The sequence below is a fragment of the Oceanobacillus sp. NCCP-135 genome, from assembly GCF_059698015.1.
In genome coordinates this window covers 1-26,463 of record NZ_BAAKSZ010000002.1, presented here as the reverse complement: position 1 = coordinate 26,463, position 26,463 = coordinate 1, and the positions used below count along the sequence as shown (strand labels likewise).

At 35.1% G+C, this 26,463-nt stretch carries 27 protein-coding genes; 5 read left to right on the top strand and 22 right to left on the bottom strand.

The window, feature by feature from the left end; all coding sequences use genetic code 11:
• Positions 1-61: 61 nt before the first annotated feature.
• From parE to AC6HVZ_RS01785, 4 genes are all read right to left on the bottom strand, one after another.
• A complete protein-coding gene (parE, locus tag AC6HVZ_RS01800) occupies positions 62-2,014 on the bottom strand; it encodes a DNA topoisomerase IV subunit B (RefSeq protein WP_497556419.1) in 1,953 nt (650 codons plus the stop codon).
• A gap of 303 nt (positions 2,015-2,317) precedes the next feature.
• Positions 2,318-2,734 carry a CoA-binding protein gene (locus AC6HVZ_RS01795; protein WP_497556418.1) on the bottom strand — a complete coding sequence of 139 codons (417 nt, stop codon included), beginning with the start codon at positions 2,732-2,734 and terminating at the stop codon, positions 2,318-2,320.
• A 14-nt stretch (positions 2,735-2,748) separates the two neighbouring features.
• Positions 2,749-4,275, bottom strand: a complete 1,527-nt coding sequence (locus AC6HVZ_RS01790) for an ABC transporter permease/substrate-binding protein (RefSeq protein ID WP_497556417.1) — start codon at positions 4,273-4,275, stop codon at positions 2,749-2,751.
• Complete coding sequence (locus tag AC6HVZ_RS01785; protein WP_497556416.1) at positions 4,272-5,342, bottom strand: ABC transporter ATP-binding protein; 1,071 nt, start codon at positions 5,340-5,342, stop codon at positions 4,272-4,274. The genes AC6HVZ_RS01790 and AC6HVZ_RS01785 overlap by 4 nt, the downstream gene beginning before the upstream one ends.
• A gap of 218 nt (positions 5,343-5,560) precedes the next feature.
• Here AC6HVZ_RS01785 and plsY point away from each other — a divergent pair, with 218 nt between their 5' ends.
• From plsY to yidD, 3 genes are all read left to right on the top strand, one after another.
• Complete coding sequence (gene plsY / locus AC6HVZ_RS01780) at positions 5,561-6,142, top strand: glycerol-3-phosphate 1-O-acyltransferase PlsY (protein ID WP_497556415.1); 582 nt, start codon at positions 5,561-5,563, stop codon at positions 6,140-6,142.
• Between the two features lie 278 nt (positions 6,143-6,420).
• Positions 6,421-7,347, top strand: a complete 927-nt coding sequence (gene folE2, locus AC6HVZ_RS01775) for a GTP cyclohydrolase FolE2 (protein WP_497556414.1) — start codon at positions 6,421-6,423, stop codon at positions 7,345-7,347.
• A 24-nt stretch (positions 7,348-7,371) separates the two neighbouring features.
• The gene (gene yidD / locus AC6HVZ_RS01770) at positions 7,372-7,605 is read left to right on the top strand and encodes a membrane protein insertion efficiency factor YidD (RefSeq protein ID WP_497556413.1); all 234 of its coding nucleotides are present in this window, start codon (positions 7,372-7,374) and stop codon (positions 7,603-7,605) included.
• Positions 7,606-7,886: 281 nt separating this feature from the next.
• Here yidD and AC6HVZ_RS01765 read toward each other — a convergent pair whose 3' ends face one another.
• The 7 genes from AC6HVZ_RS01765 to AC6HVZ_RS01735 form a co-directional block, all read right to left on the bottom strand.
• Entirely contained in the window at positions 7,887-8,186 is a 300-nt protein-coding gene (locus tag AC6HVZ_RS01765; RefSeq protein WP_497556412.1) for a hypothetical protein, read from the bottom strand.
• A 2-nt stretch (positions 8,187-8,188) separates the two neighbouring features.
• Positions 8,189-8,629 carry an acyl-CoA thioesterase gene (locus AC6HVZ_RS01760; protein ID WP_497556411.1) on the bottom strand — a complete coding sequence of 147 codons (441 nt, stop codon included), beginning with the start codon at positions 8,627-8,629 and terminating at the stop codon, positions 8,189-8,191.
• Positions 8,630-8,751: 122 nt separating this feature from the next.
• A complete protein-coding gene (tlp, locus tag AC6HVZ_RS01755) occupies positions 8,752-8,988 on the bottom strand; it encodes a small acid-soluble spore protein Tlp (RefSeq protein WP_497556410.1) in 237 nt (78 codons plus the stop codon).
• 201 nt (positions 8,989-9,189) lie between these two features.
• Positions 9,190-9,345: an FbpB family small basic protein gene (locus tag AC6HVZ_RS01750; protein ID WP_497556607.1), complete on the bottom strand. Its 156-nt coding sequence runs from the start codon at positions 9,343-9,345 to the stop codon at positions 9,190-9,192.
• A gap of 56 nt (positions 9,346-9,401) precedes the next feature.
• A complete protein-coding gene (locus AC6HVZ_RS01745) occupies positions 9,402-9,995 on the bottom strand; it encodes a TlpA family protein disulfide reductase (protein ID WP_497556409.1) in 594 nt (197 codons plus the stop codon).
• A gap of 237 nt (positions 9,996-10,232) precedes the next feature.
• Positions 10,233-12,944: an aconitate hydratase AcnA gene (acnA, locus tag AC6HVZ_RS01740; protein ID WP_497556408.1), complete on the bottom strand. Its 2,712-nt coding sequence runs from the start codon at positions 12,942-12,944 to the stop codon at positions 10,233-10,235.
• A 373-nt stretch (positions 12,945-13,317) separates the two neighbouring features.
• A complete protein-coding gene (locus tag AC6HVZ_RS01735) occupies positions 13,318-14,448 on the bottom strand; it encodes an ATP-binding protein (RefSeq protein WP_497556407.1) in 1,131 nt (376 codons plus the stop codon).
• Between the two features lie 273 nt (positions 14,449-14,721).
• Here AC6HVZ_RS01735 and AC6HVZ_RS01730 point away from each other — a divergent pair, with 273 nt between their 5' ends.
• Entirely contained in the window at positions 14,722-15,201 is a 480-nt protein-coding gene (locus tag AC6HVZ_RS01730) for a DUF2621 family protein (RefSeq protein ID WP_497556406.1), read from the top strand.
• A 39-nt stretch (positions 15,202-15,240) separates the two neighbouring features.
• Here the strand turns inward: AC6HVZ_RS01730 and AC6HVZ_RS01725 are convergent, their stop codons facing one another.
• The 9 genes from AC6HVZ_RS01725 to AC6HVZ_RS01685 form a co-directional block, all read right to left on the bottom strand.
• Positions 15,241-15,717, bottom strand: a complete 477-nt coding sequence (locus AC6HVZ_RS01725; protein WP_497556405.1) for a CcdC family protein — start codon at positions 15,715-15,717, stop codon at positions 15,241-15,243.
• Between the two features lie 23 nt (positions 15,718-15,740).
• Positions 15,741-16,124 (bottom strand): response regulator, encoded by a 384-nt coding sequence (locus AC6HVZ_RS01720; RefSeq protein WP_497556404.1) that lies wholly within the window; start codon positions 16,122-16,124, stop codon positions 15,741-15,743.
• 21 nt (positions 16,125-16,145) lie between these two features.
• On the bottom strand, positions 16,146-16,571 hold the full coding sequence (locus AC6HVZ_RS01715; RefSeq protein WP_497556403.1) for a Na(+)/H(+) antiporter subunit B: 426 nt from the start codon (positions 16,569-16,571) through the stop codon (positions 16,146-16,148).
• Between the two features lie 68 nt (positions 16,572-16,639).
• Complete coding sequence (locus AC6HVZ_RS01710; protein WP_497556402.1) at positions 16,640-17,344, bottom strand: cytochrome c biogenesis CcdA family protein; 705 nt, start codon at positions 17,342-17,344, stop codon at positions 16,640-16,642.
• Positions 17,345-17,708: 364 nt separating this feature from the next.
• On the bottom strand, positions 17,709-17,930 hold the full coding sequence (locus AC6HVZ_RS01705) for a YneF family protein (protein WP_497556401.1): 222 nt from the start codon (positions 17,928-17,930) through the stop codon (positions 17,709-17,711).
• 45 nt (positions 17,931-17,975) lie between these two features.
• The gene (sirA, locus tag AC6HVZ_RS01700) at positions 17,976-18,434 is read right to left on the bottom strand and encodes a sporulation inhibitor of replication protein SirA (RefSeq protein ID WP_497556400.1); all 459 of its coding nucleotides are present in this window, start codon (positions 18,432-18,434) and stop codon (positions 17,976-17,978) included.
• 144 nt (positions 18,435-18,578) lie between these two features.
• Positions 18,579-20,582, bottom strand: coding sequence for a transketolase (gene tkt, locus AC6HVZ_RS01695; protein WP_497556399.1), 2,004 nt, complete (start codon positions 20,580-20,582; stop codon positions 18,579-18,581).
• Between the two features lie 104 nt (positions 20,583-20,686).
• On the bottom strand, positions 20,687-20,920 hold the full coding sequence (locus AC6HVZ_RS01690) for a DUF896 domain-containing protein (protein ID WP_497556398.1): 234 nt from the start codon (positions 20,918-20,920) through the stop codon (positions 20,687-20,689).
• A 150-nt stretch (positions 20,921-21,070) separates the two neighbouring features.
• Positions 21,071-21,709, bottom strand: coding sequence for a YneB family resolvase-like protein (locus AC6HVZ_RS01685; protein WP_497556397.1), 639 nt, complete (start codon positions 21,707-21,709; stop codon positions 21,071-21,073).
• Between the two features lie 279 nt (positions 21,710-21,988).
• On the opposite strand from AC6HVZ_RS01685, the gene lexA reads away from it, so the two are divergent.
• On the top strand, positions 21,989-22,612 hold the full coding sequence (gene lexA, locus AC6HVZ_RS01680; protein WP_497556396.1) for a transcriptional repressor LexA: 624 nt from the start codon (positions 21,989-21,991) through the stop codon (positions 22,610-22,612).
• A 155-nt stretch (positions 22,613-22,767) separates the two neighbouring features.
• Here lexA and AC6HVZ_RS01675 read toward each other — a convergent pair whose 3' ends face one another.
• Both AC6HVZ_RS01675 and AC6HVZ_RS01670 read right to left on the bottom strand, forming a co-directional pair.
• On the bottom strand, positions 22,768-25,716 hold the full coding sequence (locus AC6HVZ_RS01675) for a Tn3 family transposase (protein ID WP_188944400.1): 2,949 nt from the start codon (positions 25,714-25,716) through the stop codon (positions 22,768-22,770).
• 36 nt (positions 25,717-25,752) lie between these two features.
• On the bottom strand, positions 25,753-26,304 hold the full coding sequence (locus AC6HVZ_RS01670) for a recombinase family protein (protein WP_188944398.1): 552 nt from the start codon (positions 26,302-26,304) through the stop codon (positions 25,753-25,755).
• Between the last annotated feature and the right edge of the window lie 159 nt (positions 26,305-26,463).

Sequence of the window (26,463 nt, the reverse complement as noted above, 5' to 3'; positions counted from 1 at the left end):
ATATAATTCGTTTAATTATCATGTATAGCTCCAAGCACTACAATCGATTCAGCGGTTTGAATCATGTATGAATGTTCTTATTATCAAGTATATTGTCATCATCGTCCATGCTAAATTTAACATTGTTTTCAATCCATTTTCTTCTTGGTTCCACTTTATCACCCATTAAAGTAGTCACCCTTCTTTCCGCTCTGGCAAGATCTTCAATTGTTACCCGGATCAACGTACGGGTTTCAGGATTCATCGTTGTTTCCCAAAGCTGATCAGCGTTCATCTCTCCAAGCCCTTTGTATCGCTGAATCGTATAACCGTTTTTAAATTCTTTCAATGCTTCTTTCATTTTTTCCTCATCCCAGGCATAAACAATTTTCTCTTTTTTTCCTTTCCCTTTAGATATTTTAAACAAAGGAGGCAGGGCAATAAATATTTTTCCTGCTTCTACTAAAGAACGCATGTATCGATAGAAAAAGGTTAGTAATAATACTTGAATATGAGCACCATCTGTATCGGCATCTGTCATTATGATTATTTTATCATACTGTACATCTTCTAAATCGAAGTCTCCCCCAACCCCTGCTCCAATTGTATGGATGATTGTCGAGATTTCTTCATTTTTAAAAACATCTTCAAGTTTTGACTTCTCTGTATTAATTACCTTGCCTCTTAAAGGAAGTACTGCTTGAAATTTCCGGTCCCTGCCCTGTTTGGCTGAACCACCTGCTGAATCTCCCTCCACTAAATATAGTTCGTTTCTTTTTGGATTTTTTGATTGTGCTGGTGTTAGTTTTCCACTCAGCAATGCATCTTTTCTACGCTTTTTCTTTCCTGTTCTTGCATCTTCTCGTGCTTTTCTTGCAGCTTCCCTTGCTTCCTTTGCTTTAATCGATTTTCTGATTAATAATCCTGAAATATCAGGATTCTCTTCCAGAAAATAGGAAAGTTTTTCAGAAATAACAGCATCCACTACCGAACGAGCTTCCGATGTTCCTAGTTTGCCTTTGGTTTGCCCTTCAAACTGTAGTTTATCTTCAGGAACACGAACAGATACAATGGCTGTAAGGCCTTCTCTTATATCTGTACCTTCCAAGTTTTTTTCTTTCTCTTTTAGTAATGCGACTCTTCTTGCATAGTCATTAAATGTTCTCGTGATCGCTGAACGAGCACCTGATTCATGTGTTCCTCCATCTCTTGTCCGAACATGGTTTACGAAGGAAAGCATACTTTCTGCATATCCATCATTAAATTGAAAAGCAAAATCCACTTCAATTCCCTGCTGCTCCCCTTCAAAAGAAATAACAGGGTGAAGTACATCTTTTTCTTCATTTAAATAGGATACAAACGATTCCAGACCATTCGGATATTCATATTCTTCTTTTTCCTCTATACGCTTATCGACTAGCTGAATCTTAAGACCTTTTAACAAAAACGCAGATTCTCTCAGCCGCTCGGACAATGTTTCGAAATTATAAACAATCGATGAAAAAATGACCTGATCAGGTTTAAAATGAATGACCGTACCTGTCTTTCTGGTAACTCCCTTCTTTTCAAGAGTTCCCTTTGGCTTTCCTCCATTTTCAAACCTTTGAAAATAAGTTTGGCCATCCCGGTAAGTAGTTACTTCAAGCCATTCAGACAATGCATTAACTACAGATGAGCCTACTCCATGCAAGCCACCACTGGTTTTATACCCACCTTGTCCGAATTTACCGCCTGCATGCAATACAGTAAAAATAACTTCTATCGTTGACTTTCCGGAACTATGCATTCCTGCTGGTATCCCTCTCCCACTATCTTCCACAGAAATACTGTTATCTTTATGTATGATTACTTTAATGACATTACCATATCCCGCCAGTGCTTCATCCACTGCATTATCAACAATTTCAAACACCAAATGATGTAATCCGCGCAAATCTGTGCTTCCTATATACATACCAGGTCTTTTTCTAACAGCATCAAGACCCTCCAGTATTTGAATGGAATCATCGGTATACTGTGTTGTTTGATTAGCCAAAACAACATCTTCTCCTTTCACTTACATAACAGCTTTTAAATTTCTCCTCATTAATATAATAGAACGAATGTTTGTTTTCTGCAATCTAAATTGCTCGGAAAGACTATTGTAACACATGTTAACAAGTATACTATATATAAATTCTTATTGTATAGCCTGGACAAATGCTTAAAAAGGTGTTTTTAAAAGTCAGCAAATGACAAGTCGTAAATCTTATCCGACTTTTCTTTTTAGTTCCTCTCTGTACCTTATATAATCGGACAAAGAAAAGGATGACAACACATTGTCACCCTTTTTCAAAAGTTATTTTACTAAAACGGAGTGCACTACTTTGATACATAGATCCATAATAACTGTGAAGTCACGTTCTTTCAAATAGTCATAGGCTTCTTGATTAACAATACCCTGCTGTGCCCAGAATATTCGGCAATCTGTAAGTGCTGCTTCCTTGGCGATCTCCGGTAAGTATTGCGGCCGTCTAAAAACATTGATGATATCCACTTTTTCCGGGATATCTGTTAATTTTGAATACGCTTTTTCCCCAAGCACTTCATCAATAGTTGGATTAACTGGAATAATCTTATATCCTATATTTTGCATGATCTTCGAGATTTGAAAGGATGTTCTTTCAGGATTATCCGAAAGCCCGACAACAGCGATTGTTTTTGATTTTTCTAGTACTTCTTTCAGTCTTTCATTTGAGGGATTTTCCCATGCCATCAGTATAACCTCCTTTAATTTTCAAGCAATCCTTCATTAATCAAATATTCTCTTGCAACATTATATGGCGATTCGTCTTCATAGTCGACTTCATAATTCATCCTGCGCATCTCATCATCTGTTATTTTCCCAGCAAGTTGATTTAAAATATCTTCCAGTTCAGGATAATTCTCCAATGTTTCATTTCTTAATAGAGGTGCTCCCTGATAGGGCGGAAACAGATTTTCTGGGTCTTCTAATGTGACTAACTCTAATTCTATCATATAACTGTCCGTAGCATAAGCATCAATGATATCTACATCTCCGTTTGACAACGCCCCTTGTCTTATACCAGGCTCCATTGTGCTAATATTAGCTAAGTCAAGGTTATAAACTTCTTGCATTCCTACATAACCATCATATCTGTCTTTAAACTCCAGTGTAAAGCCTGCTGTGATTTCATCTTCTATCTGTTTTAAATCACCAATCTCCTGCAGGTTATATTGATCTGCTAATTCCCGACTTGTGGCAACTGTATAGGTATTATTAAATTCCATTGGCTTAAGTAAAGCCATATCATATTTTTCATTCATTCCTTCTCTTGCTTGTTCATATACCTCTTGCGCATTATTACTTTCAGCTTCCTGCTCCAGATGGGTCACAATAGCCGTACCGGTAAATTCAGGAAATATGTCTATGCTTCTCTCCTCTAGAGCTGAAAATACCATGGGTGTTTTGCCCAAACCGGATTTCAATTCTACCTCTAAATCCGTATGCTCCTCAATTAATAGCTTGTACATATTAATTAATATTGCCGGCTCGGAACCCAGTTTTCCACCAATAATCAGATCTGCCTTTTTTGAAGTATTCAGGATAAAAGGGGATGCAACTACAAGCACAGTAATGATGATCATAGCCATAAACGATTTAAACCCTACTTTTTTAGAAAGTCGTTCAAAGCCTCTTAATATGATATCCAATGTTATCGCTAACAGGGCGGCTGGAATTGCTCCAAGCAGAATTAAATTAACATCAGCACCACGATCAATTCCTAAAAGGATTAATTCTCCTAATCCACCTGCACCAATCAAGGCCGCTATTGTCGTTGTACCAACAATTAATACCATCGATGTTCGAATCCCTGCCATAATAACAGGCGTAGCAATTGGCAATTCTACTTTTGTTAACCGTTTAAACGAATTCATCCCCATACCTGTTGCCGCTTCTTTTAATGCCGGATTCACCTCATTAATACCGGTATAGGAATTTCTAAGTATTGGCAGAAGACCATATGCTGTTAGAGCAATAATGGCAGGTGTTGTACCAATTCCAAACAATGGAATTAAGAAGGCTAACACGGCAAGACTCGGTATTGTCTGCATGATAGCCGACACGCCAATGATAGGCTCAGCCACACGGGGATACCTTGTAAGAACTAATCCTAGCGGAACAGCAATAATGATGGCAATCATTAAAGAAATCAAAGAAATTTGCAGATGTTCCCAAATTGTTTCCAGTAGTATATCCTGACGGTTTTGAAAAACGGATATAAATTCACTCATGATTGAATCACCCCGTTTTTCATCTTCGTTTTACTTTTTAAAAAAGCAACAATTTCTTTATTACTTAAAATCCCGACCAATTTCCCTTCTTTTAGTACCGGAAACAAATCCTGATCGGTTGTTGATTCAATAATATCGGTTGCTTTATATAATGGCATGTCATTCGGAAGTGTAGTAATATCAATCGAGTTACCATTACAGACTGCTCCAGTATACATATTATTTTCATCTCTTATTACATATATTCCTGTTTTTGAATACGTGTCATTATCAAAGGAATCATTTGAAATTACATAAATCTGTGATGGATCACTAATAACATCTACAGCAGTTTGCCAAGGAGACTTTCTTTCCCCAATAAAATCTTGCACAAACTGTGTTTTCGGATGTAATATGAGCTGTTGTGGTGTATCAAATTGAACGATTTCTCCTTCATTCATTAAACAAACCTTATCACCCAAAGCCATTGCCTCGTCTATGTCATGTGTTACAAACAAAATTGTCTTCTTAATCTCTTTCTGTAAATTGCGGATATCCAATTGTAATTGCTCTCTGGTAATCGGATCCAGTGCACTAAAAGGTTCATCCATCAATATTATATCAGGATCAGCAGCCAATGCTCGAATTACACCAATTCGTTGTTGCTGTCCACCTGATAACTCCCTGGGCATTTTTCGTTGATATGTCGATGGGTCTAGGTCCACCATTTCCATTAGTTCTTTGGTCCGTTTTTGTATTTCTTTCCGTTTCCATTTTTTCATCTCAGGTACCACTGAAATATTCTCTTCAATTGTCATATGTGGAAATAACGCTATCTCCTGTAAAACATAGCCTATATTCCATCTTAACTCATGTATATTATAATTATTTATATCTTTATCATTTATATATATAACTCCAGAAGTCGGTGCAATCAATCGATTAACCATTTTCATTATTGTTGTTTTCCCACAGCCGCTTGGACCAATCAGTGTGACTATTTCTCCATTATTTACGGTTAAGGAAAAATCCTTTATCGCCTCGGTTCCATCAGGATAAACCTTTTGTACATTTTCAAAAACTATCATTTACCTCTTCCCTTATCTCAAATTCCCGATTATTATGGGTAGTATCATTTTAAACTATATACATATGCTTTTCCCCTTTTCAAGTAAAAAGAAAACATGACCAAGGCTATATTTATTCATGTTTTTACTATAAGAATGGATTTAAGGTTCTTTCATACCTGACTTCATGCTAAAATAAACAATATAGCACTCACTTAAATAATGAAAGTAGGAAAATTATGGAATATGTTATTTTTGCTATTATTGCATATTTACTGGGATCTATACCATCTGCCCTTATCGTTGGCAAGGTTGGATATAAAATAGATATACGCCAACATGGAAGTGGTAATCTTGGTGCAACAAATACGTTTCGTGTACTTGGTAAAAAAGCAGCTTTTATTGTTATGCTTTCTGATATTTTAAAAGGAACCATCGCAACATTAATACCTTTATTATTCGATGCAGATGTCTATCGATTAGCAATTGGGATATTCGCAGTAATTGGGCATACTTACCCGATTTTTGCCAGATTTAAAGGTGGAAAAGCAGTTGCAACATCAGGTGGGATTCTTTTAGGAATCAGTCCATTATTGTTTATCATTATTTTTACTTCATTTATTGTAACAGTTTATCTCACGAAGTATGTATCACTTTCTTCCATGATCACAGGTATTGTTGCAGTAATAACCTCGGTATTCCTAAAAGACGTAGGACTGATAATTGTAACAGCATTACTTGCAGCATTTGTTTTTTACCGACACAAGGATAATATTAAACGTATTAAAAATAAAACTGAGCCGAAAATAAAATGGATGTAGTCTGTTAAAATCCAATATATTGAATAAAATTTAGCTCTTAAGTATACTTAATTATACTGATGTGTCATTTTTTAGTAAACAATATAAGTGCATATGCTATACTCCGAAGCAAATTCAGACTTCAAACGAAACGAATTTTTCGACTGAACGATGGCCATCGAAATTAATGTTTGCACACCAGAGGATAAGGTTTCTAAGAAAGGAAAATATGCTTTCAAAAAAGCTTTGTAACGATAAGCTAAATTTTCCAATAGTCATAATAGAAAGGGGACCATGTAATGGATCAAACAACAAAAACATTCCCATTAAAACAATTACCAAATAAAGAGCAACGCCATCAATTATTTGGCTCAGTAAAGCCAATCGAAAAAACAAAACCTGTCGACAAAGGACAGATGGCAGATTTGCAGAATATAAAAAAGGATTTTCTTTTTGATATTGATACAGTAGGAATCGCAAATGTTAAACACCCAATAACTGTATATAGTAATTTAAATCCAACTACTCAAACAAGTATTGGTACATTTCAGTTTTCTTCAAGCTTAGATAATAATAGTAAAGGGACAAATATGAGCCGCTTCACCGAACAATTAAATATTTATCATAAGCAAGGGTTCATCGTTGATTTTGCTACACTCAAAAAGTTCACAAAGGAATTAGCTGAGCGACTGGAACAAACGGATGCAGCCATCAGCGTCATATTCCCATGGTTTTTTGAAAGAAAAGGACCTCAATCAGGATTATCAGGAATGAATCATGCTGATATCAGTATTACTGTAAACTATCAACAAGAACAGGGATTTCGGATTAATACAGGACTTTCCGCTCTTATTACAACCTTATGTCCATGCTCTAAAGAGATCAGTGAATATAGTGCCCATAATCAACGTGGAGAAGTAAGTATGGAAGTTACCTTTACAGATGATTTTAATGATCTGAACATCGATTGGAAAGAAGCTCTTTTAGAAGCAGCAGAAAGTAATGCTAGCGCCAGACTTCATCCAGTTTTAAAACGTCCTGATGAGAAATATGTTACTGAAGAAGCTTATGAAAACCCTCGTTTTGTTGAAGATATTGTTCGACTTGTAGCAGCAGATTTATATGAAATGCCCTTTGTAACCAAATTTAAAGTAAGCTGCAGAAATGAAGAATCCATTCATTTGCATGATGCAATTGCTTCTGTAACCTATGATAAGAAGCTTTAAAAATGTGTAGGAAGGTTTTATTTGATGAAATATATTTTTATTGGACTAATAAAATTTTATCGTATTGCTATTAGTCCTTTTAAACCACCTTCGTGTCGGTTTCATCCTACATGCTCTGAATACGGTTTGGAAGCATTTAAACGTTTTGGAGCAATGAAAGGAGCATACTTAACAATTAAACGAATTAGTAAATGCCACCCATTTCATCCAGGAGGGGTCGATTTGGTACCTGAGAAAAAGAAATATCCTAATCATTGAACAGTAATATCTATCTTGCAAGGTACTGAACCAGCATTAATTGAACAGTAATGTGGGGCACAGTTTATCACCATATGTCCTATACTAGCGGTCGTATGAGATAAAGAAAACACGATAAGCATATGCGAATCGAAGTTGAGTTAGATTAAAGAGATTTCCTAAAAGGACAATCGGTGATTTGCGCTGGAGCTGGACATGATTAGAACATAATTCGTATCCACAGCCCACAAATTTTATAATTTCCTAGACGATAAAAAAGGCGTTTGAACAATGCCTTTTTTTTACAAATTAAATCTTTTTATCTGATTCCACTGCTTTTCTTTTATTAATATTTCTTTTTGTTGTTCTCCAAACAAATCAAAGTGTGGATGCTTTTCATCTCTATGAATCCAATTTTCTTGAAGTCCATACGTTCTTCCCCATATCCTTAGCGTTTCTAAATTATTGCACCCAACTTTTGTAACCGAATTACAACCAGGAAATCTTTCATCCAACCAGAAGTGTGTTAAAAAGGCGATATTACCACTCTCGACATCTTTTTTCCACTGTTTCAATTCATCCCTTTTGATACCAAAAGCCATGGCTATTCCCCTTTTAACTGTTTTGTATAAGCCTCATGCCATTCTGGAAATGCTTTTCGTAGCGATAAAGGCTGAAATGTATCCTTCTTAACAACTACATGTTGAGTTGTCCCACTCACAGCAACATTGCCATTAGCATCTAATATCTTATAACCGTAAACAGTTCGAACACCATTATATTCAGCCAGCCATGTTTCCACAATTGCTTGTTCACCATACCTAATAGGTTTTTTAAATGAAACTTGTGCCTCTGTTACAGGTGAAACTATATTGTTTTTTTCCATATCCGCATATTTAAACCCTAAATTTTCGATATATTTAGTCCTGCCAATTTCAAACCATACTAAATAATTTCCGTGATACACGACTCCCATTTGATCTGTTTCCTGGTACCTAACCTCTATTTCTGAGCGGACAATAATCATACCTTTCTCCTTTCTCATACCCTTTCTATTTTCTATCGTATCATACTTTAAATTATACGAATGCTATGCTGCTTATTTTTATATAGCAATACTTAAAAAGAACCTCAAATAAATTTAAATTTATTCGAGGTTCTTTTTCCCTAATTCATATCCTTTTGATTATTATATTCATCTTTAATTTCTTCCCTCATCCCCTTAATTGCCTCTTCACGTCGCTTGTTTTTTGCTATAATCTGCTCTTTCTCTTCACCCGATGAAAATTCCATTGTATCATGTGCTTTTTCAATATTTTGGATCGTGTCCTGAACCATACTTTGAAGCTTTTCCACATTGTCACTTCGATCATCAGGTTTAGGTTTGCTACTATATTCTGGCATTTTAATTCTCCTTTCAAATAGAGCTATTTCTATTTTTTCAGTATAGGGACATTGCTATACTGGGAATTACTTCCTTGAACAAAAAATGCAAGGTGCAAAAAGCTGAACAAGACCAATCCAAATGATCGTGTCTACCATTTTTTATGCTTAAAAAAAATAAAAAATCCCTCCCTTGCTGTTTAAAGCGAAGGAAAAGATTCTTTAATTAATTTTCTTTTCATCTATTTTTCTTACTGTTTGATGCATTCTCGACTCTAAATTTTGTTCAATCTTTTCTAATAATAGATGATCCTTCAATATTTGTTGCCGATTTTCCTGTACAAGTTCCTCAAATGTTAATTTTTTCTTTAAAGAAATGGCGGTTCACTCCTTTTAATAAGAAGTATTGCCGCTTCTGCAAAAATTTATAACATTTACTCTAATATATTTGCCATTTCCTCCATAAAATCATAAGTCATCGGACCAACTTTTCGCGGCTGCTGTATCTTTCCATCAGTTCCAATAAAATAGGTTGTCGGTAATTGAAACACCCTATATTTATCACCTACCACTGCATCTTTATCAAGAGGTATTGTATAGGTATAATTAAATTCATCTATATAATCCTGCACTTTTTTTACGTTGCTTTCTGCATAGTTTACTGCTAGAATTTCGACCTCGTCACCATGTTCTTCATGAAAATCCTGCATCTCTGGCATTTCTTTGCGACATGGAGGACACCATGTTGCCCAAAAGTTCAAAATTACTTTTTTTCCTTTATAATCAGACAAGTTTAACGTCTTCCCATCCAAGGTCTCCAGTTCAAAATTAGGAGCAACTTGACCAGGTTCTAAACCGGCACTTTCAATTGGTGCTATTGATCCGCCTTCTGTGTTAACGTCTCCATTCACATTATACACATTTGATTCCTCTACCTCGGAGTTGTCTTTATTCTGTTGTACATAATTAAATAATACTATTCCAGCTAATCCTAATAATAAAATTGTTCCAAGTATTTGTTTATACATGTTGATTCTCCTTAGAATTCAAATGAACTTAAAAACATTTAATACTATTCTATTATAAATGGTATGTGGTATTCATGGATTTGTAAAGACAATCAAGTCATAGTTCGGAAAAAAGTCATTAATAATGCGTTCTTGGATGGTCAGGGTCAAGCACAGGAAATTGCAGTTGAATGAATGGAACACGCTTCTTTTTCCCGTTAAAAAAAGCTCTTACACTTTATGTGTAAGAGCTTTTTTTTAAGCTTTCAATTTATTACGCAATACCATTTGCAAAATGCCACCATGACGATAATAATCAATTTCTACATCACTGTCAAAACGTGCAACTGCATTAAATTCAGTTATTTTACCCGCTTCGTCAATTGCAGTAACTTTTACTAAATCATGGGGTTTAACTTTTTCATCAACTTCGACATTAAATGTTTCTTTTCCAGTTAACCCTAGTTTTTCAGCACTTTGTCCTTTTTCAAACTCTAATGGAAGAACACCCATCATTACAAGATTAGAACGGTGAATTCGTTCATAGCTTTCAGCGATTACCGTTTTAATACCTAAGAGGTTCGTACCTTTAGCAGCCCAGTCACGTGATGATCCCATACCGTAATCCTTACCACCAATTACGATCAATCCAATATCATCCTGCTGGTATTTCATAGCTGCATCATAAATCGGCATTACTTCTTCAGTAGGCCAGTATGTTGTATAGCCACCTTCAGTTCCCGGAGCTAGTAGGTTACGAATACGAATGTTTGCAAATGTTCCACGCATCATTATTTCATGGTTACCACGACGTGAACCATAGGAGTTAAAGTTTCTCGGTGAAACTCCTTTTTCCTGCAAATGCTTTCCTGCAGGCATATCTTTTGCAATTGCACCTGCTGGTGAAATGTGGTCAGTTGTTACAGAATCGCCAAACAATCCAATGGCACGAAGGTTGTTTAAGGCTTTTACTGTACCAGCTTCTTTTGCTAATCCTTCAAAAAATGGCGGATTTTGAATGTACGTTGATTCACTATCCCATTCAAATAAAGGTTCATCTGTTGTGTCTATTTCATTCCATCTCTCATTGGAATCAAAGACATTTTCATATTCTTTACGGAAGATTTCCGGTGTTACAACACGATTTACCTCTTTTTTAATATCATCCATTGTTGGCCATATATCATTCATATAAACAGGCCTTCCATCTTTATCTGTACCGAGGGCATCTTTAGTCAGGTCAATATCAACAGTACCTGCCAGTGCATATGCCACCACTAGTGGTGGTGATGCTAAATAGTTAGCTTTCACTAATGGATGGATACGACCTTCAAAGTTACGGTTACCAGATAGTACCGAAGAAACAGTCAGATCACTTTCAACAATTGCTTCTTCAATTTCCGGACGCAGTGGACCAGAGTTACCGATGCATGTCGTACACCCATATCCAACAAGATTAAATCCTAATTGATCCAGATAAGACTGTAATCCCGCATCTTCCAAATAGCGAGTAACAACCTTAGAACCAGGAGCTAATGATGTTTTGACATACTCTGGTACCTTCAATCCTTTTTCAATTGCCTTTTTTGCCACTAATCCTGCACCCAGCATAACATACGGATTAGATGTATTTGTACATGATGTAATTGCAGCAATTGCAAGTCCACCAGTTTTCATCACAGAAGTGTTTCCGTTTGGATGCTCAATCGTTACTTGTTTATCAAATTCTGATTTTTCCATACCAAATCCTTGATTTCCGGCAGGTGCAGTAATTGCTTTATTAAATTCTTTTTGCATATCAGATAAAGCAATCAAATCCTGTGGACGTTTAGGCCCTGATAGATTTGGTTCTAGTTCATTAAGATCAATTTCAACCAGTTCTGTATACTCAGGATCTGCTTGATCAGAAGCATACCAAAGATCATTTGATTTACAATATTTTTCCACTAAACTGATCTGTTCTTCATTTCGGCCTGTTAAACGAAGGTAATTTAGCGATTCTTCATCTACCGGGAAGAATCCACATGTTGCACCATATTCAGGAGCCATGTTGGAAATAGTAGCACGATCTGCAAGCGGCATATCTTTTAACGCTGGACCGAAATATTCCACAAATTTACCAACAACATTCTTTTCACGCAATACTTGTGTAACTTTTAAGGCTAAGTCAGTTGCTGTTGTTCCATTTGGAAAGCTTCCAGTAAACTTAACCCCAATAACTTCTGGTGCCGGGAAGTAAGATGGCTGACCAAGCATACTTGCTTCTGCTTCAATACCACCAACACCCCAACCAAGAACACCTAGGCCATTGATCATCGTTGTATGGGAGTCCGTTCCCACAAGTGTATCAGGGAATGCATCATATTCACCGTTTTCACTTTCCAAACCATGAACGACATTTGCAATATACTCAAGGTTTACCTGGTGTACAATACCAGTTGCCGGTGGTACAGCACGATAGTTATTAAATGCCTTTTGTGCCCAGTTCAAAAATTCATAGCGCTCTGCGTTTCTTTCAAATTCCAAATCCATATTGGCTTGTAACGCATTTGGTGTTCCATACTGATCTACCTGTACAGAGTGGTCAATTACTAGATCAACCGGTACCTCTGGATTGATTTTATTAGGCTCTCCCCCCATATCAACCATTGCTTTACGGAGTGATGCAAGATCAACCACTGCAGGAACCCCAGTAAAATCCTGTAATATTACACGTGAAGGTTTGAAAGGAACGTCAACTCCCTGTCCTTCTTTTGATCCCCACTTCGCAAGCGCTTTTACATGTTCGTCTTTTATTTGATGTCCGTCATGTTGACGAACAAGTGATTCCAGAAGAACACGAATAGAAAATGGCAAACGCGAAACTTTACCTAATCCAACATCTTCTAATGCTTTTAAGTGGTAATAATTATACGTTTTCCCATTTAACTCAAATTGCTTTTTAGTATTAAACGCATTATTGTTTCCCATCCAAAACTACCCCTTTCAATCATACTTTTTTTGCAGAAAGCAATGTTTCCATATTTCTTTCTGCATGTGAAACTTAGGTATTGCCAAAAATCTTGACGAATACCAGATTTTCTAATCGTATCACCCATTTTTGGTTAAATATACGACTACACATAAATTATTATTTTAAATACAAAGATCTTATACTCTATGAAAGTATAAAAATATCTCTTTATTAATTATCTTATATGAATTTGATAGAGAAGACAAATGATTCATCATCCTCCATATATATTAAAAACTTATGTAATTAGATAAGTAAAACTTATCTAATTACATATTTATCGATATAGTTAATTATACTTAAATAATTAATATAAAAGGTAATATAAAATTAGTTTTCCGGGTTTGGAAAAATAATTCGGAACGTACTCCCTTTACCGTCATTGTTTACTATTTCCAAAGACGCATTATGTCTTTCAAGTATTTGTTTTGTTATCATAATACCTAATCCAGTGCCACTTTGTTTGGTAGTAAAAAAAGGCTCACCTAATTTATGTATAATCTCTTCAGGAATACCAGGGCCTTCATCTATAACCTTTATTTCAACGTGAGAATTAAAATGGTGATACTCTAATGTTACCGTTCCTGGATTCTCCATCGCCTCTAATGCATTTTTAACCAGATTAATTAGCACTTGTTTCAGCTGCGAACGATTACAATAGATAAATCCCTGTTTCGATTCATTTTTTAGAATCGTAATATTTTTTAATTTTGCTTGTGAATCTAAGAGGTAAACGACATCATCAAACATAGTAGATACAGACTCTAGCTTTTTACTATCAGTCAACGGTTTTGATATAAATAGAAGTTCAGAGGTTATTGTTTCGATTTTTTCTATTTCTTCTATCATTATTTTATAATATTCCTCTTTCCGATTGACTCCAGCCTGTAATAATTGCAAAAAACCTTTTAAGGATGTTAAAGGATTTCGTATTTCATGAGCTATCCCTGCGGCCAGTTGTCCAGCTACAGACATTTTTTCGGAGCGGATCATCATCTCCTCTGTTTCTTTTTTGTCAGTTATATCTTTTAGAATCGAAGCAAAGTATTGCTGATTATTTTCCGTTTCTTTAAACATCGTTACAGTACATTCCGTCCAAATGAATTTTCCCTGATTATCCAGAATAGTAATCGAAAAGGTTTGGTTATTACACTTGTCTTTATCAAAATTACTCTTTATGTAACTTAAGTCCTCTGTCGATATTTTTTCGTACCATTGTGTACCTTCCAGTTCACTTACTTTGTAGCCAAACAAGCGCTCAATTGATTGAGATATATAAACAATTTTCCCCTCTCGATCCCATACAGTAATAATGTCATTATTATTTTTTTCAATCCAGTTTAATATATACTTGGGTAGTGTTGATAATCCAGAGAAACAATTCTGAGTTAGATTCGAATTGGTAATCTGTAAAGTATGTTCATTATCATTATCATTTGATTTATTTTTTTTAAAATCCACCATAATTCCCCCTCTTTCTACAAAATACATCAATTCTCTTCTTCTCTTTCAATCATATGAACTATACCAATAATTTATGACACTTGTTTATAAAACTTTTACGGATTATAATATAATTTAAGGAAAATATTCAGTTTGTATACTGATTTCATCCGTTTTGCTAATTATTAGTAATATTACTATAATTACTACTAAAAATAAATTAATTTTTTAATTTAACATAGTGTGTTTTGCAAATTAACTGTAATTCACAGGAAAGATTAGGTGAAAAATATGTCACTATTTGTAGATTATTTAATTATTTTGTGGGGATTTTTACTTCTGGGTTTAATGGGCATCGGTGGGTTCTTCATGTTCCGGAAATTTCTCAAGAGAATGCCTAAAGAAGATGGAAAGTCTGTAATGGATTGGGAAGAATATTACATGGAACAAACAAAACATATGTGGAATGAAAATGAAAAGCTTCTATTGGAAGAATTAGTTTCTCCTGTTCCAGAGTTATTCAGAGATGTTGCAAGGCATAAAATTGCGAGTAAGATTGGCGAAGTAGCCTTGAAAAAAAATCAAGAAATGATAACACAGGAAATTCTGATTGAAGGGTATATTATTGCTACACCAAAACGGGATCATAAATTCCTCAGAAAAAAATTAGCACAAAAAAATATCGATGTTACCCCATATGAACCATTCTTTAATCAATCACAAACTAATTATGCTGATAACTGGCAGGATAACTACAAAAATACAAATTAGAAAAAGCACTTAAGACTATAAATCTTTAAGCGCTTTTGTTTATGTACGTAAATATTTGCGTTTTTTATCAAGCTGTAAAAACTGATAGAGCATGGATAATCTCCAGGTTGCTATCATTCCAAATGCAAGAATGAAAAACATTCCACTCGTCTCTCCTAGCGAAATACTGCTTCCAATCGCTAATTTAACAATAATCCGGAAGAACAAAAGTCCAAACAGTATAAAAATAAAGGATTTTGATGGAATCAAATAAATGTGCTGGTTACGAATTTCAAATTTTGATGTTTTTATTAAAAATATAGAACAAATAATACCAACACTTACCGCTTCAAGAACCTGTATCCATTTAATTTGGAACTCCGGGAATATAAACATCAATGCGCCTGTACTCATAAACAATGGTGGTAAAATAATCTTCTTTACAGATGCTGGCTTTTTAGAGGCTTTAAGTCGTACAAATATCATCGTTACAGCCATAAAAGCAGCAACAACCGTACTAGCTATTACCCAAAACATGATAAATCACTCTTCCTTGTTGATCAGGTTGTAACGGTTTTATCAAATTCATTTAATACTCTATCGACCGTTTCAAACACGCGGTTTTCATCAAAAGGTTTAACGATGAAGTCTTTAGCTCCTGATTCAATTGCTTCAACAACTACTTTTTGTTGCCCCATAGCTGAACATACAATAATTTTAGCATTATGATTCAAATCCATAATTCCCTTAATAGCATCGATCCCATTCATCACAGGCATGGTAATATCCATTGTGATTAATTCCGGCATAAGTTCTTTATATCGCTCTATTGCTTCTATTCCATTTTCTGCTTCTCCAATAACTTCATGACGATCTTTTTTCAGAATTGTTGATAATGTTGCCCGCATAAACTTTGCATCATCGACGATAAGTATTTTTGCCATTCCAATGCTTCCCCCTAATCATTATTGATCATTTGCGATGGTCAAAATTATCGTAATCATTACTCCCACTACCGTAAAATAAACACCCAAATCAAATAGCATTGCAGTTGCTAGCTCTATTTCACCAAAAATTGGTACAGTAAAGTAACCGAAAGTTTGTGACAAAAATGGTACATCAAATAAAAATGATCCTAAGCCTGTCACTACAGCCAGTGCTAAGCCGATCGGAATTAATGTAACAAAATTAATCGGCAACATTTTTTTTACGGCTTCTATCCCGTAAGACATATACATTAATAACACAGCGCCGGATGTCATCAATCCACCTACAAATCCGCCTCCTGGAGAGTTGTGTCCAGCTAGTAATAAATAAACTGCAAATCCCAACAGGATAAAGGCAATTAATGATGTAGTTGTTCTTAATATAAGATCATTTGGTTTGTACATTAAATGCTCTCTCCTCCTTTATAACATATCTAATTATTAATTATAGTTTATGATCGTTTGAAAATCCATTAAAACCCATAAAATCCAAACCAACCTGCCAAAAATGATGTTAAGTCTGTCATCCAGTCAAAGAATAAGGCAATACCCATAAAAATCATAATATACCCGCCAATTTTCACTAATTTTTGACTATGTTTCTTAATCCATGTAAATCTACCTATAAAGAATGCTAATAACAGGAATGGAACAGAGAAACCAAGTATATAACTAATCATCATAACCATTCCCATATTCGGATCTGTTGCAGCCAATGACAGAACAATAGCCAGAATCGGCCCGGTACACGGTGTCCAGCCCAAAGAAAATGCTAAACCAATTAGGAAAGAACCAGCAAAACCTGCTGGGCGATTTTTGAATGTAATCTTTTTATCTTTCATTAAAAACTTAAAGTTAAATATTTCTACGATAACAAGTCCAAAAAATATAATTAAGATCGCACCAACCTGTCTTATTATATCTTGATTTGTTAATAAAAACTCAGCAATAAATGATGTCATAAAGCCCATCATTATAAAAACACTTGAAAAACCAATCAGGAAGAAAATAGTATGTAATAAAGCTTTTTTATTCATTTTTTTATTTTCTTCTTTTATTTCACTAACACTCATTCCTGTAATATAGGATAGAAATGCTGGATAGAGTGGTAACACACATGGTGATATAAATGATAAAAAGCCTGCACCAAATGCAAGAAAAATATTAATTTCAGACATAGTAATCCTCCTATTTACATCGCTAATATTAGTTTAACAGAAGGCATCCTCAAAAGAAGTAAATGAATATGACAATTATCGGAAACTTTTCTATGGTAAATAATCATACACATATGTATCCTGGATTCCCGAAAAAAAACACTATTTTATAACGAGGAATGTAATTATATAGGGATTTATACATATAAATACTCGTTACATATATTTTTGTATAACGAGGTAAGAATATTGTTATATCGGCAATTGTAGACTACCTCGTTATAAATTCCGGGAATCCAGGATGTATACAAATCCCCCTTACTTATACATAGCAAGGGGGATAGTGCAATGGCATCTTGATCCGAATATATTTTCTATATTTATATTACTTATCTTGCTGATTATTCATTGCACGCATCATTTGATTAATTTTCTTCTGTGATGGTTTTTGTCCCATTTGCATCATTAACGTACGAAGCATTTGCTCATTAATAGGTGGATTCTTTTTTAAATAGCTCATCATATATTTTCTGGCAATGAAAAATCCAAGAGCAACACCAGCGATTAACGCTGCTATAGCAATTAATACTACCCAAATTACGTCCATTTAAAGCTTTCCTCCTTCGTGTTGTCTCTTGTAAAGTATAATAAATTAAAGATGAGAATACAATACTTGTCTTTCTTGAAATTTACTGGAATTTATCACAGGAGAAATCCAACCATAATTATCAATATCTTTTCCCGTAATAAATAATACTGGTTGGAATTTCCTCAGTGCCGGAAATAGAAACTCTTCTGCATCTTGGATTGTTTTACACCGAAATTCTAAATGTTTTTCATTAATATGTAAAGAAATAGATGTCATATCTTTATATATTTCAATCTGTGTACCATTTATTTTAATTAATTCTTTTTCCCGATAATGTTTTTTAATATGTGAAACCAAAGCATTGTTAGAGAAATTCTTTGTAATATACTCAAATTGTGCTATAAGATCTATTCTATCAAGATTATATTGATAATCTCTTAAAAATCGATATAAAATATCACTTTTATGAAAATAATGCTTTGCAATTCCTTCATTTATCCAAAACACAGAATACGTATACATTAGGAATCTCTCCTTTTTATATTCTATTATACGTAAACTATTTCAAAAAAGTGTCAGATTATATTGCAAAAAAGCACTAGTTTTGTCGAAAGCATAGAAAAGGATGGCTCCTTAAAGTGGAACCATCCAAATAGTATTAAATTTTTATTTTACCAATGACTCTACATGCTGAACAACATTATCTACAGTAAATCCGTATTCTTCAATAACTTTTTCACCTTTGGCAGATGCACCGAATGTATCGATACCTAATATTTTACCATTATCGCCAACGAAACGTTCCCATCCGAATGGGGAAGCCATTTCTATCGCAAGACGGCTTTTCACTGCTGGTGGTATTACTTCATTTTTATATGCTTCATCCTGTGCATTAAAACGATCCCATGATGGCATACTCACAACACTAACATCAATTCCTTTTTCTTTTAATGCCTGTTGTGAAGCTACTGCCAATTGAACTTCCGATCCAGTTGCGAGCAACAATGCATCTGGTGTTCTTTTTTCTGATTTACTAACGACATATGCACCTTTTTTGACACCTTCGTATGCATTTTCTTTTGTACCTTCCAATGTAGGAAGATTTTGTCTTGTGAGCACTAATGCAGTTGGTGTATCTACTGATTCCAATGCTAATCTCCAGGCAGCCTGTGTTTCATTTCCGTCTGCCGGACGAATAAGTGATAACCCTGGTATTGCTCGTAATGCTGCCAGATGTTCAACGGGCTCATGTGTTGGTCCATCCTCACCTACAGCAATGGAATCATGTGTAAACACATAAGTAACAGGAGTATTCATGATGGATGCCAGACGAACTGCCGGTCTTAAGTAATCACTAAACACAAAGAATGTGCCTGCATAAACTTTTAATCCACCATGTAATGCCATACCATTCAAGGCAGCAGCCATTGCATGTTCACGTACACCGAACCAGATGTTTCTGCCTGCATAGTTTTTACGGGAAAAATCTACTTCATCATTAATTGTTGTTTTATTTGATCCCGCTAAGTCAGCACTTCCACCAAAGAAATTCGGTACAGTTTTTGCAATTGCATTGAGAACTTTACCAGAAGATGCTCTTGTTGCAAGTGTGTCTTTTTCCGGTTCGAATACTGGCAATTCTTTTTCCCAATCTACCGGAAGCTCACCCTTCATAGCTAGAGTTAGTTCATTTGCAAGCTCAGGGTATTTTTCTTTATAAGATTCTAATAAATGATTCCAGTTATCTTCGGCATCTGCACCATTTCCAGCAATTTTCTCGTTGAAATCAGCATATACTTCTTCAGGCACATGGAAATCATCATGTGTCCATTTATAATATTCTTTCGTTAATTTGACTTCATCTCCACCTAAAGGAGCACCATGAGAGGCAGCTGAAGCGGATTTATTTGGTGAGCCATATCCGATTACAGTTTTCACTTCAATTAAAGTTGGCTGTTCTTTATTTTCCTGTGCTGCTTTAATTGCATTTCTTAACTCATTTACATCGTTTCCGTCCTCCACACGAAGAACCTGCCATCCGTAAGCTTTAAAACGTTGTTCAGAGTTATCAGAGAAGGAACGGTTTAGTTCACCATCGAGTGAAATATCATTTGAGTCATATAATGCAATTAATTTTCCTAAACCAAGATGGCCTGCCAAGGAAGCCGCTTCATGTGAAATACCCTCCATCAGATCACCATCACTAACCAGGGCATAGGTGTAATGGTCAACAATTGATATATCATCTTTATTGAACTTTGCACCAAGATGAGCTTCAGCCATAGCCATTCCTACAGACATCGCAATACCCTGACCAAGAGGACCGGTGGTTGCTTCTACTCCATCTGTATGATTAACTTCTGGATGCCCAGGTGTTTTTGATCCCCATTGACGGAAGTTCTTTAAATCATCCATTGTAACGTCATATCCAGATAAATGTAATAAACTATACAAAAGCATGGAACCATGACCTGCTGAAAGTACAAAGCGGTCTCTATTAAACCATTTTGAGCTTTTTGGATTGTGATTCATAAAATCAGTCCACAATGTATATGCCATCGGAGCAGCACCCATTGGCAGGCCAGGATGACCTGAATTTGCATTTTCAATTGCATCAATTGATAGTGTACGTATCGTGTTAATGGATAGTTGTTCAGTAATATTAGACATTTTTATTTCTCCTTTCATTTCTAGATAAATTGTGTATACTCATTTATTCTATACTGAAACATCATTTGTCACAAGGTATTAGAATACTTAATGTTTAACCATTTTTAATGCTTTTTATTTCTTTCCTGTAAATCTTTAACCTTTTGTGGGGTTACATCATTACCCTCGGGATCGATTACTGTCATTGATTTAAATTCATTTTTAAATGAGCTTCGTACATTTTTTAGATATTGTTCACGGAGCTCTTTTTGTTCTTCTTTTTCTTTTGGAGTCAACCCTTCATTTTTTGACTTTTTTGCCAGTGAATTTATTCGTTCCAGTTTTTCTTTAGATATCATATAATTCAACCTCCTGCATAGGGTGAAATTTTTTACAATAAGCGAGTGCCAAAGGATCAGGGTGTCCATTTAAAAAGGCATTATCACACTAAAAGAGCAAGAACTATAACAGTTCTTGCCTTTTTATCTTACCTTGCCTGTATATTATATTCAAGTATTTTGAAACTCCTTATATCGCCTGTGCACTGTTGCCTTTGAGACAGAATAACCAAGGCCATTTAATGTATTTGTAATTTCCTCAAAGGTTAGGTTATTTTGTCTTAAGCGAACGACTTCATCAATAGGAAAGTCAACTCTTTCTCTTCCAGGTGCTTTATGCTGATTAGATAGATTCTTCCTGGGCTCGTATCCTTCTGCAATTGCTTTTTTCATTCCTCTTCTAATTTTCGCATTATGAATTTTTCTTTGATATTCTTCAACAATACCTACAATTTGCAGCACCATTGAATCTGAGTCTGAAAGCTCCAATTCCCCGTTATGGAGCGCAGTATATATAGGTATATTTAATTTTTGCAACTGATGAAATAAAGCAATTTTTGTATTTCCACGGCCTAGTCTGGTTTCATCCTGAATTAATAAACATTCTGCTTTACTCTCTGAAAAGTAGTCAAGCATTCGAAAAATCCCCTCACGATCTATCTCAAATCCGCTCATCTGCTCCTCGATACATTCCACAACTTGAAAATTATATCTTTCCGCCATTTTTACTAATTCTTGCTTTTGTCTGGCTAAAGATGTTTCCTGTGCTTTTTTATCTGTACTGACACGACAATATATAATGGCTTTCAAAATAAGATCCCCTTCACCCAATTATCCGCTAATTATCATGGAAAAACATAAAAATCCTAAAGTTAATGCAAAGGCAACTAAATAAAATGCATCTGTTTTTGTCATTTTTTCAAACATATTATCTATCCTTCCTTTTTTAAGTTTAGAACTTTTGTTCGATATATTTAGTATGCCACGAACGTATGATCCTGTCAATAGATTTTCGAACGAATGTTTGCTTTTATTGGATTATGATGGTAAACTATCATTAATAAATCCTATGTGCGAGGTGTTTAATAGATGACTAAACTTTCTAAAAGGCAACAAATGATTCTTGATTTTATTAAAGATCAGGTAAAGGAGAAAGGGTATCCACCATCCGTCCGTGAAATAGCAGTGGCGGTCGGACTTGCTTCAAGCTCTACTGTGCATGGCCATCTTGCTAGAATTGAAAGTAAGGGCTATATCAGGAGAGACCCTACGAAACCTAGGGCAATTGAAATTCTTGACTTATCAGAGGATAGTAATATCCCTAAGGAAGAAGCAAGATATGCTCCTGTAATTGGAAAAGTTACAGCGGGGCTGCCAATAACAGCCGTGGAAAATATAGAGGAATTTATTCCAATACCAGTTTCAAGTGCCGGGCCGGATGATAATCTATTTGTTCTGGTCATTGATGGTGAGAGTATGATTGAAGCTGGAATTCTAAATGGAGATATGGTAATTGTGAAACAACAATACACTGCTGATAACAGCGATATTGTTGTAGCAATGACCGAAGAAAATGAAGCGACTGTAAAACGTTTCTTTAAAGAAAAGAACCATATTCGCTTGCAGCCTGAGAACGCCACAATGGAACCATTGATTTACCAGAATGTAACCATTTTGGGGAAAGTCATTGGGTTATATAGAAATATTCATTAAAAAAGCTGCCATTTGGCAGCTTTTTATTTATTTCCAGTTATAAAATTCACTCTCAGGGGTACCGCCAACATTTCGGAAATTTTGTACGCTAAGCACATTTTGACATAAATATAGCCAAATACCTGTACGTTAGGGAATTTGGCTTATACTTTAATTTAACTTTTATTCAATGATCTTAGAGAATTCCCTGGCAAGCTATTCGAATCAAATTTATATTCCCCAAGAAAATTAATATGTCCCCATCCTAAAGGTGAAATGTGTGGAAGTAAATTTTCTTTTAGAACATCCTTTTTCTTAAACTCTTTTGTCACTTCACCCAAATATACAGTGTTCCATAAGCTTATTGCATTGATTAATATATTTAATGCACTAGCTCTTTGGAGTTGATCTTGTATGCCTCGCTCTCTGAATTCACCACGTTTACCAAAGAATAAAGCCCTAGCCAATCCATTCATGGCTTCACCTTTATTTAGCCCACGATGTATCCTTCTTCTTAATGTTTCATTTGTAATATAATCAAGAATAAAAATTGTTTTTTCAATTCTCCCAATCTCTCGAAGGGCTGTGGCTACTTTGTTTTGCCTTGCATATGAACCTAACTTCCCCATGATTAATGATCCAGAAACTCTTCCTTCCCGAATTGAATGCGCCAGCCTTAATACATCATCAAAATTTTCTTTAATAACGTTTGTGTTAATCTTACCCTGAAGTATGCCTTTTATGTTTGGAAAATCTTTGGGGGAAGAAATGGTATATAATTTTGTGTCACTTATATCTCTTAGCCTAGGTGCAAAACGAAATCCTAACAAATGACTTAATCCGAAAACCTGATCCGTGTATCCGGCTGTATCAGTGTAATGCTCTTCTATTGTAAGGTCAGATTCATGATGTAATAATCCATCTATCACATGTACAGCATCTCTGGCATTCGTATTAATAACTTTTGCATAAAATGAAGAAAATTGATCACTTGTAAAACGGTAAATTGTTGTCCCTTTCCCAGTTCCATAATGCGGGTTTGAATCTGCATGTAATGATGATACACCAACAGGTACACGCATACCATCCGAAGAGGATGTTGATCCATCTCCCCAATATGAAGCCAAGGATAGACGGTGTTGGTAGTTTACCAGTGTAGCTTGGGCCCGTGTCATTGCATCTTCATGTAATCTCCATTGCATAACATTAGCCATCTGGCGATATGAAATATCAGGCGTTGCTTCTGCCATTTTAGTTAGTCCAATATTCGTACCCATCGCCATCAAGGCAGCCATTACTATGGATTTTTCCTCACCCTTAGGTGGGTGATTTGAAGAAGCGTGAACAAATGATTCTTCAAATCCAGTCCATTCAGCAACTTCCATTAATAAATCAGTGAGTTTAACCCTTGGAAGCATATTATAAAGAGATAAGCTAAAGTTTCTAGATTCTTCGGGAGTATCTGCTTGTAGTCTCTCAACATGTATTTTTTGTTTTTCAATGTTGATACTTTCGACCTTGTCAATGTTTTTTGAAATCCAATGTAGTTTAGTATTTAAAGTTTCCATTCTTTCCTGTATATACTGATCAAAACTTACTTTTACAGCTATCTTATTCCCTTTAACCTTTGCTTTTTCCCAATCGTCCTTTGACACTAAATATTCTTCAAAGTCCTTATGTAATCGACTGCCTTCAACCCAAACATCACCAGATCGGATATAGTTTTTGAGTTCTGTTAAAGCAGCCATTTCATAATATTGACGGTTAATGTTACCTTCATCATCAAAAACATGTTTTTGCCAACGTTTAGGAACAAAATCCAAAGGTGATCCATCAGGGATTTTTCTTTTTCCGGAATCATTTAATTCACGTATCGTATCCATTGCTTTCAACAAAGGATCTGCTGATTTAGTAGATTGGAACATTAAAGAATTCAGCAGGACTGGAGTATATTTTCTTAAATAGTTATATCGTGTTTTTATTAAATCGAGGTAATCATAATCCATTGGTCTTGATAATACTTTAGCTTCTTCAATAGATTCTACAATTTTCTCCCAAGTCATTACCTGTTCAAGTGCCACGTAAGGATCGATTCCTTGTTCTTTAGCTTTGATTAAAGCCGTCCCTATATCTGCATAATGCACTACTTTTTCATTGACCGATTTACCGTTTTGCTTTTGCATTTCTTCTTGAGTTTTTCTTCCTTTTGATTGTAACACCATCATTTGTCTATCATGAATTTCAATGGCATGATCAGTTAAGTCTTGGGAAAGAGTTAATAAGTGAGCGATCAATAATGCATATCTTCTATCTTCTTTAAATCTTCTAAAGGAATGTGGTTCATACCTTGCCCCAGTTCGCGCTAATTGCAAAAGTCTATTGGGATGTATTAATGAGGTATCGGCAGTGATATTCATTTCTTTAATGTACTGTAATCTTTTTATGACCTTTAAAAAGGAATCTGGTGATGACTGACCAGGAATTTCTCGAAGCCAAGCTAATTGTGTTTTGTTATTACTTACAGTTAAATCAATCAACTTTTCTAGTCCGTGCTTATTTCTTTCAGAAAGATTACTGATTAGTATGGCATATATTTTTTTCTCTGCACGTGTTCTCGCTAACCAAACCATTCTTTCTATTGTTGGTATTGCAGGCAATATTATTTTTTCTTTTCGTAATAAATCAATTGCATTACGTACTAGATACATTGTATTTCCATTTTCTAATGCGGATTTTAAAAGAGCATTAGAAGACGTACGATAATTACTATTATTAAAATTTCTATATCCATATACTTGACGTATTTCCTCTAAATGCTCACGTCTTGTTGTATCGCGTTGAGCATATGAAGAGAAAACTTCTGGGTCTACACCAATTTGTTTAGCCACATAGGTAATAAGGTTATCTGGTATCTCTAACATGTTATTTAAAGTACATCCAGGATTTCTTAGTATGCATAATTGGAGCGCAAATCCCAGTCGATTATGGTCTCTTCTGTGGCGATTTATAACTTCAATATCATAGTCAGATAGACTGTAATATGAAGTGAATTCAAATTCCGATAAATTATTAAGGTTTAAGATATCCCTTCTTTGTTCTGGTGTCAGTAATTCTTTTACACTCAAGTTAAATCAATCCTTATAAGTAATTTTGGTATGTTCCTAATTTACTTTTTCTAAGTATCTATACAGTGAGGTTTTACTGATTCCTGTTGCTTCTGTGATTTGGTTAATTGTGTAATCCTTGCTCGTATACATTTTTATCGCCATTTCTACTTTGCCGCTATTTTTATTTGGTCTACCACCTTTCCTACCTCTGGCACGTGCTGCTTGAAGACCAGACTTTGTTCTTTCACTTATAATATCTCGTTCTAATTCTGCAATGCTCGCCATTGTGCGAAAGAAAAATTTACCCATTGCGGTTGAAGTATCAATACTGTCAGTAATAGATACAAAACCAACTCCCAAATCGTTGAATAATTCACTAAGTTCAATAAGGTGTTTTGTAGAACGTGAAATACGATCAAGTTTATATACAACAATTTTGTCGCCATTACGTAAGACTTTAAGAAGCTCTTCTAATTGAGGTCTATCTTTTCTTGTACCCGTCAACTTTTCTTTATAAATCTTTTCCACTCCAAATTTGGTTAAAGCATCAACTTGCATATCCAAGTTTTGTTCTTCCGTACTCACTCGTGCGTAACCAAAAATCAATATTCATCACCTACTTCAAGTTGTTTATAAACTTATTGTAGCACCAAAAAGGGTCTTAGTAATTAAAAGTGTGACTTTGTTTTTGGGAATGATGTAAATCAGCACATTATTACAGGTAGTCAATTTCACTTTAAATCAGGATGAAATCTGAAATAATGT